The sequence below is a fragment of the Cellulosilyticum ruminicola JCM 14822 genome (assembly GCF_001311925.1).
Lineage (GTDB): Bacteria > Bacillota > Clostridia > Lachnospirales > Cellulosilyticaceae > Cellulosilyticum > Cellulosilyticum ruminicola.
This window is the reverse complement of sequence record NZ_BBCG01000081.1, coordinates 1-11,925: the sequence shown is the minus strand read 5'-3', so window position 1 is coordinate 11,925 and position 11,925 is coordinate 1. Positions and strand designations below refer to the sequence as shown.

Genomic DNA, 11,925 nt, shown 5'->3' with positions numbered 1-11,925 from the left:
CCTAACACCTATTCTGATATTAGATTTTGTGAAGATGTAATAGATGCTCTTGGTAAAGTGCCACAAGTCAATGTATTAGTAGATGGTGCTTACTATTCTTATGAAATGGATCAAAAGGCTAAAAAACAAGGATCATGTTAAAACCAAGTCAATTAATAGGAAAAGCACCAGTATAGGAGAAATTACCATATAGTTCTTTTGAAGTAAATGAAGAAACGCAAAAAATAGTCTTATTCCCTAATAAGGAAATACCACAAATGAGCTATTTTAGTAAAAATAGCCATACAGCAAAATATAAGAACGAACAATGTGAAAATTATCCACTACGTAATCAATGCCCGAGTAAAAAAGAAAAAAAGGGCTATAGTGTTAAGGTTAGCAATAAAAGTTATAGTAACAGTAAGATTCGTGAATTAATGCAAACAAAAGAATATATCAAGTGGATGCCATGCCAGTTCGTGGCCTTTTGCGCTCAAAAATAGTGTTTGGCTTCAAAATTGGAGCATATAATTTCAATAAACTGCTAAGATACCTTAAGAAAAAAAGGTATCTTAACTTCGGATACAATTTTAAGTATAGAGATATATACATTTATTGGTAAAAAATTAAGTATAATAGAGGATGTAAATAAATGTAACTATAATAAGACTTCAAAAACGTTAGTTTTGGAATCTAATCATTTATATGATTTATATGGGATATGCCATTATGAGGTGAATTCTATTTTTTGCATGTGTTGAAGTCTATATTCGCTTGGTGTAAGATTAGTAATTTTCTTAAATTGACGCATGAAATGAACATCATTGGCATAACCACATAATTCAGCAATATTTTTTATAGATAAGTCGGTTGTTGTGAGATTATATTTAGCTAGCTCTATTCTGGCATTGATAATATCATTGGCACAGGTTATGCCAAAACGTTTTTTATACAGTTTTTGAAAATAGCAAGGACTTAAGGTGATTTCATGAGCAAGCCATTCCACAGTCCATTTTTTATAAGGAAAGTTATAGATTTTACTACGTAATAAATCAAGCTGTTGATAACGTGGTATAAGTTCATTTGAATGAGCTGCATTATAAGATTCAGCAAGTTTGATGAAAAAAATTTGAAAATATCTATCCAATGTTATAGATTTGTAAAGATTATCAGAATATACTTCATAAGCCATTTGTTTGATAAGAAGTGAGAAAAAGGAAACATCTATGAGTTGTATAGGTGTTTCAAATGGAATATTTAACTGCTCAAGGTAGTGAATTTCATTTGGAGCAAGATTGAAATGAAACCAATCATTAGAAAATGGTTGTTCATAAGCCTCATAATATTGAGGTGATCCTTTTTTATAGAGAAAAAAGGTATTAGGAGATGTATGTATAGGCTGTCCATCTATGTAAAAAGTAGCAGGACTTTTAATAATAAGTGCTAAGTAATTATTTGAACCATTAGGACGAGTAATTTTAAAATCCATATTATGAGTATAATTATGACCAATATATTCAATTTGCATATAAAATCCTCCTTTAGAACATAATTTATCAGCAATATAACATGATATATCATTGTAGCAGTAAATTAAGAGAGTTACAATATTATCAAAATAATATGTGTAAGGGGATGTTTAAAATGCGTAAAGCTTTTGCAATGATTGCTCTTGCAGCAATGGTTATGAGTTCAATGGGAACAACAGTTATGGCAGCTCCAAGTGCTAGCATAGTAAATGGAAAACAAAACATAGTTATTAACGGTAACTTTAATGAAGGAGACCTTGCATGGGCTCATTTCACATGTGAAAACGGAGAAGGGGACGTAACATATACAAACGGTGCAGCTAAAGCTACTATTACAAATACAGGGGACGTAAACTATAGCTTACAAGTTTATAATGAAGGTTTTACACTTCACAAAGGTGGAAAATATGCTTTAAAATTTGATATTACTTCATCTATTCCAAGACAAGTTGACTATCGTATCCAATTAAATGGCGGAGATTATCGTGGATATATTGATGGTAGAGTAGATACTAATAGTACTACACAAACAGTTATTGGCGAATTTACAATGAAAGATGACACAGATAAAGTGCCAAGACTTGCATTCAACTTAGGAAAAGTTAATGAAAAAGATTTACCAGAACATACAGTAACTATTGATAATGTTGGTGTATATCTTTTAGATGGTAGTGGAATTACAGATGATGGTGAAGTAGAAGTTAAAGAACAAAATATTATTCTTAACCAAGTAGGTTACTTACCAAATGATTCTAAACGTGTTGTATTTAGAGGAGACGTAAAAGATACAGAATTCAAAGTAGTTCGGGCTGATGGTAAAACTGTTTATACAGGAAAAATCGGTGCTGGAAGCTTTAATGCTGGTGCACAAGAAACAACACATATTGGTGATTTCTCATCTGTAACAACACCAGGTACATACAAAATTACAACAGATTCATTAGGTGAATCTTATACATTCAAAATTGATGAGGATGTATATAAAGATGTATTAAAAGATGCAGTAAGAATGTTCTATTTACAAAGATGTGGTGAAGAACTTCCAGAAAAATATGCTGGTAATATGCACCATCCTACATGTCATACAACTATGGCAACTATCTACGGAACTAATGAAAAAATTGATGTTTCTGGTGGATGGCATGATGCAGGTGACTATGGACGTTACGTTGTAGCAACAAGTAAAACAGTAGGAGATTTAATAACAGCTTATAATGTAAATCCAGCTGCTTTTGGTGATGATACAAACATTCCTGAAAGTGGAAATGGTACACCAGATATCTTAGATGAAGTAAAAGGTCAATTAAAATGGCTCTTCAAGATGCAAAATAAATCAAACGGTGGTGTATATCACAAAGTAACATGTAAAGACTTCCCTTCATATGTTATGCCAAATGAAGAAACAGCACCACTTATCGTATGTCCAATCTCAACAACTGCAACAGGAGACTTTGCAGCAGTTATGGCGATGGGATATGAAACATTCAAAGATACAGATACTAAATTTGCAAATGAATGTTTAGCAGCAGCAGAAAAAGCTTGGGATTACTTAGTACAACAACCAAGTCAAATCGTAACCAATCCATCTGGCATTGTAACAGGTGAATATGGCGATAAAAAAGATGCTGACGAAAGATATTGGGCAGCAGCAGAATTATTCAAAGCAACAGGTAAGAGCAAATACAATGATGCATTCAAAAAACTTGCTGGACAAAATATCGAAACAGGATATGACTGGCAAAGTGTAGGAAGCTTCGGAAATGATGCTTACTTAGCAGCAAAAGGAGCAGACAGTGCAATCGTTGAGAAAATCAAAGGTCAAATCAAAAAAGATGCTGATAAAGTATTAGCAGCAACTAAAGAAGATGCATATGGTACAGCTAATGAAGGTGTATTCTATTGGGGAAGTAATATGGCAATCCTTAATGATGCAATCTACATGCAAGCAGCTAATGCTATAGCACCAAATAATGAATATATTGATTATGCAAAAGAACATGTAAACTACTGCTTCGGTAAAAATGCGTTAGCAATGTCTTTTGTAACAGGATACGGTTCAAAATATCCAGAAAAATTACATCATAGACCATCTATGGTTAGAGGAGCAGCTCCGGGTATGATTGCTGGTGGTGTAAACTCTCAACTTGAAGATAGCCGTGCAAAAGTATTCTTAAGAGATGTAGCTCCAGCTAAATGTTATCTTGATGATCCAGAAAGCTACTCTACAAACGAAGTAGATATTTACTGGAACTCAGCTTTAGTACATGCTTTAGCTAGACTTGACTTAGTAGGCAAAGCATCTCAAGGAAATCAAGGTGAAAACCAACAAGGCGGAAATCAACAAGGTGAAAACCAAGGTGGAAATCAACAAGGCGGCAGTCAAGAAGTTACTCAAAATCCAGGATTAGATGTAAAGTTAAATACAACTGGAAATAGCATAGTTAATCAAACATATGAAATTAAAGCAACAAGCCAAAATGCAATTGATTTATCTAAAGTAGCAGTTAAATACTACTTCACAAAATCAGATTCAAAAAATATGAAATGCTGGATTGATTGCAGTGATGCACAACTTAATGTAGCTCCATGGTACGTAGCTTTAACAGGTAATACAAATGGTAAATTAGGTAAAGATAGCAAAGGTAACTACTTAGAAATAAGCTTTGATAAAGCAATGGAATTAAAACAAAATGAAGGTACTGTAAAAGTTCAAGCTCGTATTACTAATGAAGATTGGTCAGATATTAGCGGATTTGAAGAAGTTAATACAGTTGTAACTTATGACGGTAAAGTAATCAAATAACAAAGTTGTTTATAAATAGGGAAAGGGAGTAGTATCAGGTTCTTACTCAACTTTGGGTATTTTAAAGATGGCTCGACAAAAAAGTGGTATTTTTGAATGCCATTTTTTGTTGAGCTATTTCCTATGTTTTGATAGACTGATAGTATATCAACGAAGGGTAACATTATAAATGAAATACAAAGAATTAAATATCAATAAAAAATTATTTGCTAAGGATTATCTAGTCTATGACTGGGTAGAATCTGATGAAGAAATACATATCTATATAAAATCTAAATCATGTAAAGCTATTTGTCCAAATTGTGGAGAGACGAGTAGCTTTTTTATGCTACATATGTTCGTAAAATACAAGCGGTGCCTATACATTTAAAAACAACCTATCTTCATGTTACTGCCTATAAATATAAATACCTCAGATGAAGTAGATTTGGGGCCAACTACTTTTTACAAGAATGTTGTGGTAAGATATATGTGTTATGATAAGAAAGAATAAAGGCTAATGAAAGCTTAGTGAAAGAGGTGAAGGAATGAACTTATTAGAGATCTATGAAGATTATATAGCTATAAATAATGAATATGCAGCATGGATTGAAACACTTGTAAATGAAGATTTTCAAAATGATGCGCAGCCAATTATTAGAATTAGACTGCAGGACACAAAGGAACAATTTCAAAGACTTATGGAAGTGTGTAGCGCACTTGAAGTAGATGCTGAAAATGAGGAAAACTTTAAGGATTTAAGATATCTTATAATGGATAGCTTGTTTTTAGCTGGAGATCTTGAAACTTATTTTAAACTAGGAGAATTAGGGCGTTTTAAAATGCGTGTACTTAACTACTTAAATAAAAAGAGAAGAGTAGATATGTTCAGTGAAAAACCTAGTGATAGTTGTCGCGCGGGAATGTAAAGTTAAGATAGATTAGAAATATATTTAGATAAAAGAGATAGGAAAGAAGCACTGCTGAAAATAAAAGATAGTTTTGGTGTGCTTCTTTTTTATGTTTAAAAATAAATATTTATGCATATAAAATGAATAAAGAAGAGGCGCTACAAAATATATTTATAACAGTTTGAGCGCAAAAAAATAGAATTAGAGATTGAAAAGTTTAGTATATATAAACAGCTCGGAAGAAAATATGAAGAGCAAGGGCAGATGTAAAAGTTATGAAAGTATAAGAAAAACTAGGAGTTATTAGTAAAAACTTACAGTTTATTATATTGGATACAATTGTGGATAAAAAATGTGTTTGTAAATTATGTATATAAAATATAGGGTGAAGTAGGGGTCTGAGGGGAGGCTGATGTTAAAAGGGGGGATTTTTGGGTATTTCCATTAGTTTGCAAGGTTAGAGAGCGATTTGAGGTATGAAATAAGAAGGGGTTAAGATGGTTGAATATAGGCCTAGATAAAGTTTATAAAAAACTGGGGATAAGCTGTGGATAGATGTGGAAAACTAAAAACAAAAAGCTGACAGTTGTTAGGAAAAATTACTATATAAGTTATTTTTTTAGGTGGATTACGTGTACTTTAACACATTTTAGAAAATGGAGCTTGGGATAATAGAACTAATGTATATCTTGAAAATAAAGTTTAACCACTTTAACAATATTTCAAAATGTGATTTAGCTTTTGTGCAAAATAAAATGGAAAAGTTGATTTAAGACTTTGATAGTTAAGTTTGAAGTTTTTGTCAGGTGAATAGCGTGGTATTAAAACTTGCGTTTTTAGAAACGTTATTTAGAACGCTTAGAGAATGTGAATATAGTGACCATCAAATTGATGATGAAGATAATGCATTTGAAGTTATGGATGAAATAATATTGTAAGAGTAAATATCCGATTTGGCGTGTAGGTTTAGTTGCAATTCATGTTTGATTAATTCTATAGTAGGTGTAGATGCGTTGATATATGCTAAAATAGGTGTTTCTTGAAATATAATGGATTAGATATTTTTTAGAAACTTATAATGAAGTTATAAAGTGCTGAAATGTTGATATGATGTGATTTAATCATAGTAAAATAGTTATATCACAAATGTGATTAAGCTAGTAAACACAAGAGATTGAGGGCATTGCTACATAGAATGATAAAGGGAAAAGAAGAAATGGGAAAAATACCATTAAAATACATAATCACTAAATAATCATCAATTAATCACTAATAATCATAAGGTGATGAAGATATGATTATATAGTGATTAAATAATCAATAAATGATTAAAAAACGATGATAAAAATCCCTGAATGATGGTAGAAAATTATTCTTGATGATGATTTAGTATGTATAGTATAAAAGTGGGATTAATGGTATTGATTATGTGATAAAATATCTTTTATAATAGATAAAAAATACTGTAATACCAGTGTTTTAGTAGTTATAGCATAAAATGAATATAAGAGGCACTATGATGGAGAAGACGATTACAATACAACAAGCGGCGGCTCAGATTTTAGCCGAACATAAGAAACCTCTTAAATCTAAAGATTTAGCAAGGTTAGCGCAAGAAAGAAAATTAGTGGCACCAAGTGCTGCGAAAGATCCTATTCAATCACTATCACAAGTTATTGAACGTAATATTAGATTAGATAAAGGAAATAAGCCAAGATTAATGTTTGTGGAGACACCGACAGGACGATGTATTGCTTTACCAGCTTGGTATGAGAAGAAGAAAGAAGAAAAACAAGAAAAGAAAGAAGTTATACATCAAAAGGTAGAAAAAGTAGAGATAAGTATACCTGTTGATATTTTAAATAAAGTACAGTTATATCAGACAAGTTTTAAATTACCTTCTGTAGAGGCTGCGATTGTACAATTAACTAAAAAGGGTTTAGGTGCAGCTGCTAATGATTTGATTGAGAAGTTAAAGATAGAGCTGGAAGGCTTGTAAAACAAGAGATGTAAATAGTGTAAAAAAATTACACTTTGTTTTTGGGCAAGTTGTAGGAGTGAAAAATATAGATGTTAGTAAGATTAGAAATAGAAAACTTTAAGTCTTTTAAAGAAAGAGCTGTATTAGATTTTGAGAGTACAAATTATAAGATTCTGAAGGATACTCATGTGACAAAAGAGTAAATATTAAAAGGAACTGTTTTTGTGGATAGTAATCCAGTTCTAGAGCGAATCGGAGAGACTACGGTATCTCATATTAGCCATGTAAAGCCTTTTATTTAAAAGACAAGGTATTAGTGAGTCCATAACGTTTTCGATGGAATCACTAGGTAGTAGAAGTTTACTTTAGTTATTGCCTGCTATGTTTAATGTGATAGAACATGGTGGGATGTTAATTATAGATGAATTTAGTAGTGCATTTCATAATGAATTAGAAGCATTGTTTGTGAAATTTTTTATGATGCAGACACAAAAAGGACAGATATTTTTAGTTTCACATTCAACTAATTTATTATCAAATACTATTTTTAGACCTGAGTAGGAATATGCGATTACATTTTTCGCAGATCAAGGTAGTAAAGTAAACAGATTTTTAAATATGAAACCAAGAGAAGCACAAAATATAGAAAAGATGTACAATCAGGGCATCTTCGGTGGTGTGCCAGCTTATACTTTAACATAAGAGAAAGAGGTATTTATCATTAAATCAGATAAAAACCTCTTTTCTTATTTAGCTTATATGAATATACACATTAATTTAAAGCAATGTAGTATAAGTTTGTAGAATCAGCTTTTGTGATAATGTGGTAACCAGCATTTACAGATGTAGTTACGATTCCATTAGTAGCTCTGTAGTTTACACCGTCAATTTTAACATTTCCATTGAAATCAGTATTAAATACTAATGTTAAAGTTGATGCATTTGCTGCATTGAAAGTGATGTTTGTAGATGATTCTATCTTTAAGCAAGTTGTAAGTACAGTATTATTGTAGTTTACAGTGCCTTTAGATGAAGAAAGATTACCGTTAATAATAAAGAAGTTACTATTTAAACCGTTAGTTGTAAAGTTATGTGCAGTTGCTAAAACTACTGGATCTGGTGTTGGATCTGGTGTTGGATCTAGTGTTGGATCTAGTGTTGGATCTAGTGTTGGATCATCAGGGATAACAGGTGTTACAGGAGTAGAAGAGTTACCACCGATAGAAACAAGATTAGATTGATATCCTCTGATTGCAGCCATAAGATTTTGGTTTACACTGTAATCTGTATCGTCAGCAGATGTAAATGTCCAAGAGAAATCTCCGCCATTTACACGTCCAGCATAAGTTGTTACTTTGTATTCTACATTTTCTGGTGCATCTGGAGTATAACGATACATTGCAGAACTTGAATCGAAGTTATTGTATTTAGTTCCGCCACTTACTGTAACGTATGAACTTGGTACTGCCTCGTATCTAGAAGCTGCGAGGTAAGCGTCAAATTGTTTGCTATCTTGTGTTTGATAAGCAAGGCGTTTAGCACCTACGATATAGTTATTGTATGCTTTAATCATACCACCTGGTTCTTTAGAAAATGTACCGATATTTCCATCAGCAATATCTGAACCTTGAAGTGAACTAAGCATTGGATATTTGCAATTTCTGAAGTAGTTAGCTTCTACAAAAGCAGAACTTCCTTTTGTAACACCTACGCCATATTTAGCATTGCCATCGAAGTAGTTGTTATAAATATGAATTGTACCCACACGGATACGTGGATGCCTAGAATCTGAGTGATCATACCAGTTATGATGGTAAGTTACGAAGAATTCTTGAGTATCACTCATACCACAAAGTGAACATTTTCCTGAATCATAGAAATGGTTATAAGAAACAGTAACGTTAGTAGAATATCCTTTTACGTCACAAGAACCGTCACCTTTAGCTTGGTCTTTGTCGCTACCAGCTGTTCCGTAGAAGATATCATTATTATGTACCCAAATATTTTCATTATCTGTATCAAGTGAAATACCATCATCTGGGAAGAGCATTACACCAAGATTTCTGATTTCTACATTTCGTGCACCTCTAACGAGAAGTCCCCAACCACGAACTGTAGCATCTTCGCCGACACCTTCAAAAGTTGTATTATAAACACCTTTGATTTGAACATATCCGCTACTATTAAGACCGTTAATATCAGATGCATTAATAGTTCCAATCATACGGATAATGAGATGACGTTTATCATAAGCCTTTTGACGTGCAGCTAAAATATTTACAAGACCTCTACAAGTTGTTGTAGTACCTTTAGAATTTGTAATAACATCAAGTTCCACATTATTTACTGTATCAGCTGAAATATAGATGATTTGAGCATCAGAAGGAACTGAACCATCATCATTGTAACCACCAGAACCTGTACCCATTGCTGAGTTAGGAGAAAAAGCAAATCCTTCTCTAGTATGTGCTGTTACATTGATTGTAGATGTTGTAGCACTTTTCGCTTCATTTTCACTGCCATTAATAATAGGAACAACTTTAACGACATAATTTCCGGCTGGAAGACCGAGTACGTCTGCTCTCATATAAGATGAGTATTGTCTAATTAATTGTGTATCAAGTTGTTTGTAGTTATTAGAATAAGCTGATTTGTAATATACGTTATATCCATTTGCATTTGCTACAGGCACCCATGTAACAGCTGCTGATTCTAAAAATCCTTCACTAGATGTAATAGTTACTGAAGAAGTAGATTGAGAGAAAGTTGCAGCTAAAACAGGTGTGCTAACAGATACGACAGGTGCAACAACTACTGTAGAAGCTAAAGCTGTAAGCATTAATTTTTGTGAAAATCTAGACATTTTTTTGATAAACATATTATTTTTCATATTTAAACACCCCTTAATTAGTATTAAATTGCATTGAAATATAAATAATTGAAATTGTTTATGTGCTATTTATTTACTTCAAATTCTTAATATTTAATATAAATATAAACAATTTTAATATAAATGTCAATATTAAATAATAAAAAATTTTTTAGGTAATAACATATACAAAGCGCACAAATAAAATTAAGTTTTTTAAAAAAACACTAAATTCATTATACAAAATAGCTAAAAATAATACCTTATAAGTCTCTGTAATATGTGCGAGTATTTTTATATAAAAAATCGATATGAAAAATAAGAAGAATGCTATAAAAATAATTTTGTTATACCAAAAAATAAGTAGAACATATAAAGATAATTTTATTATTATAAAGTAAAAATCTACTACAATTAGAGAGTTATGCAAAAAAATGGTATATAATAATAGAGAAAAATACAAAAATTATAAAATGGTTAAGGAGGGAGTATGAGAAAGTTTAATATTAAAAAGTAGTTGATTACTAAGTATGAGGGTATTATTTTAGTATTTTCGGCAATTACTTTAATAACTGGGTTGGGGTTAGCTCAAAACGCACTTATAAGAAACTCAGAAGTATTATTAATTAACTTTGCATTAGAGATAGGAAATAACATTAGTAGAATTATAGAATTAGAGAATTAGAGATACAGAAAGTTGAATTAGTAGCTAATTCAGTAAATTATATGATGAAGAAGTAAGCCAAAAAGATAAACTTGAGTATTTACGAGGCATTGTAAGTGGATTTGGCTATAAAAAGGGGATGAATGGAGAAGGTTATTTAACAGCACCATTTGTAAGTAAAGCAGATGGTGGTTTACAAATTTCTATTACAGCACCTATTAAACAAGATGGCAAAGTAATAGGAATTGTATTCTTCTCAAAAGAAGCAGAGAAATTCTCAGCTATTACAAATGATATTTCTTTCGGAAAGACAGGAACAGCTTATGTAGTAGATGAACATGGAACAAATATTATTAATCAAGATATTCAAAAGGTAATTGATGGGGTAAACCGTATTGAAGATGCAAAAACAAATTCGGCATATGCAGAATTAGCAGCTGTCACAGGTTGGTCAGTGGGGATTACAACAGAATTAGATGATATGCTTTCGGGACTTAAGGGATTTAGTCAAGGAATGACACTATCAATCTTAATTATGCTTTTAGGTATGAGTATTTTAAGTTATATCATAGCTCATGGGTTAGCGAAAAGATTAGGTATTATACAAGAAGATGTTAATAGAATGGCTTCAGGTGAATTTACTCTAGATAAGAAAGAATTTAAAGTAATTGATGAAATCACAAATATTGATATGGCACTTCAAGAAACAAAAGCTTCAGTTGGTAAAATGATAGCAGACTTACAAGAATCATATGAAGAAACAATGCGTCAATATGATGTTATTATCAAAAGAAACAGAACATATTGGTAATGGAATTAATAATATGTTCTGTTTCTTTTGAAGGATCAACAAAAAATTGTGAAGAACAGGCTAGTGAACTATGTAATATTAGTAATGTGCTATCAGAGTTAGATAATAACTTAAATCAAAATAGTGATAAGATAAGATGTTACAGATTAATGATAAGTCAGCAGGTTGCAGTAAGTTGTAGTGATATGAGTACACTTTCAAAAGCGATTGAGACACTTAACTATTCATTTGATAGTTTTGCTAAAGAAATTGATGAGATGACAGTGCTTATTAAATCAATTTCAGAACAAACTAATTTACTTGCTTTAAATGCAGCAATTGAAGCAGCTAGAGCAGGCGCTGCAGGAAGAGGATTTGCAGTAGTTGCTGATGAGATTAGAAAGTTAGCTTGCCAATGCC

Annotated in this window: 10 protein-coding genes; 8 read left to right on the top strand and 2 right to left on the bottom strand. The window is 31.7% G+C overall.

Annotated elements, in window-relative coordinates:
• The first annotated feature begins 257 nt into the window (after window positions 1-257).
• Window positions 258-482 (top strand): hypothetical protein, encoded by a 225-nt coding sequence (locus JCM14822_RS16720; protein ID WP_054743564.1) that lies wholly within the window; start codon window positions 258-260, stop codon window positions 480-482.
• Between the two features lie 224 nt (window positions 483-706).
• On the opposite strand, the gene JCM14822_RS16715 is transcribed toward JCM14822_RS16720, so the two are convergent.
• Window positions 707-1,507, bottom strand: coding sequence for an AraC family transcriptional regulator (locus JCM14822_RS16715; RefSeq protein WP_054743563.1), 801 nt, complete (start codon window positions 1,505-1,507; stop codon window positions 707-709).
• 116 nt (window positions 1,508-1,623) lie between these two features.
• Here JCM14822_RS16715 and JCM14822_RS16710 point away from each other — a divergent pair, with 116 nt between their 5' ends.
• The 5 genes from JCM14822_RS16710 to JCM14822_RS16695 all read left to right on the top strand — a co-directional run bounded on the left by JCM14822_RS16710 (window position 1,624) and on the right by JCM14822_RS16695 (window position 7,743).
• Entirely contained in the window at window positions 1,624-4,311 is a 2,688-nt protein-coding gene (locus tag JCM14822_RS16710; protein WP_054743562.1) for a glycoside hydrolase family 9 protein, read from the top strand.
• Between the two features lie 527 nt (window positions 4,312-4,838).
• A complete protein-coding gene (locus tag JCM14822_RS16705) occupies window positions 4,839-5,219 on the top strand; it encodes a hypothetical protein (protein WP_054743561.1) in 381 nt (126 codons plus the stop codon).
• A gap of 797 nt (window positions 5,220-6,016) precedes the next feature.
• On the top strand, window positions 6,017-6,139 hold the full coding sequence (locus JCM14822_RS22765; RefSeq protein ID WP_278287243.1) for a hypothetical protein: 123 nt from the start codon (window positions 6,017-6,019) through the stop codon (window positions 6,137-6,139).
• A gap of 581 nt (window positions 6,140-6,720) precedes the next feature.
• On the top strand, window positions 6,721-7,200 hold the full coding sequence (locus tag JCM14822_RS16700; RefSeq protein ID WP_054743560.1) for an HTH domain-containing protein: 480 nt from the start codon (window positions 6,721-6,723) through the stop codon (window positions 7,198-7,200).
• A gap of 363 nt (window positions 7,201-7,563) precedes the next feature.
• A complete protein-coding gene (locus tag JCM14822_RS16695) occupies window positions 7,564-7,743 on the top strand; it encodes an AAA family ATPase (protein WP_054743558.1) in 180 nt (59 codons plus the stop codon).
• A 211-nt stretch (window positions 7,744-7,954) separates the two neighbouring features.
• Here the strand turns inward: JCM14822_RS16695 and JCM14822_RS16690 are convergent, their stop codons facing one another.
• A complete protein-coding gene (locus JCM14822_RS16690; RefSeq protein WP_083461529.1) occupies window positions 7,955-10,072 on the bottom strand; it encodes a pectate lyase family protein in 2,118 nt (705 codons plus the stop codon).
• 782 nt (window positions 10,073-10,854) lie between these two features.
• Here JCM14822_RS16690 and JCM14822_RS16685 point away from each other — a divergent pair.
• Together JCM14822_RS16685 and JCM14822_RS22760 are read left to right on the top strand one after the other, a co-directional pair.
• On the top strand, window positions 10,855-11,526 hold the full coding sequence (locus tag JCM14822_RS16685; protein WP_054743556.1) for a cache domain-containing protein: 672 nt from the start codon (window positions 10,855-10,857) through the stop codon (window positions 11,524-11,526).
• A partial coding sequence (locus JCM14822_RS22760; protein WP_278287242.1) for a methyl-accepting chemotaxis protein occupies window positions 11,526-11,925 on the top strand: 400 nt, incomplete at its 3' end. The genes JCM14822_RS16685 and JCM14822_RS22760, both read left to right, overlap by 1 nt.

Excerpts from the sequence above, each read along its gene's own strand:
- JCM14822_RS16720 (WP_054743564.1), top strand. The coding sequence starts at position 258 with ATGAGCTATTTTAGTAAAAATAGCCATACAGCAAAATATAAGAACGAA.
- JCM14822_RS16715 (WP_054743563.1), bottom strand. The coding sequence starts at position 1,507 with ATGCAAATTGAATATATTGGTCATAATTATACTCATAATATGGATTTT.
- JCM14822_RS16710 (WP_054743562.1), top strand. The coding sequence starts at position 1,624 with ATGCGTAAAGCTTTTGCAATGATTGCTCTTGCAGCAATGGTTATGAGT.
- JCM14822_RS16705 (WP_054743561.1), top strand. The coding sequence starts at position 4,839 with ATGAACTTATTAGAGATCTATGAAGATTATATAGCTATAAATAATGAA.
- JCM14822_RS16700 (WP_054743560.1), top strand. The coding sequence starts at position 6,721 with ATGGAGAAGACGATTACAATACAACAAGCGGCGGCTCAGATTTTAGCC.
- JCM14822_RS16695 (WP_054743558.1), top strand. The coding sequence starts at position 7,564 with ATGTTTAATGTGATAGAACATGGTGGGATGTTAATTATAGATGAATTT.
- JCM14822_RS16690 (WP_083461529.1), bottom strand. The coding sequence starts at position 10,072 with ATGAAAAATAATATGTTTATCAAAAAAATGTCTAGATTTTCACAAAAA.
- JCM14822_RS16685 (WP_054743556.1), top strand. The coding sequence starts at position 10,855 with ATGAATGGAGAAGGTTATTTAACAGCACCATTTGTAAGTAAAGCAGAT.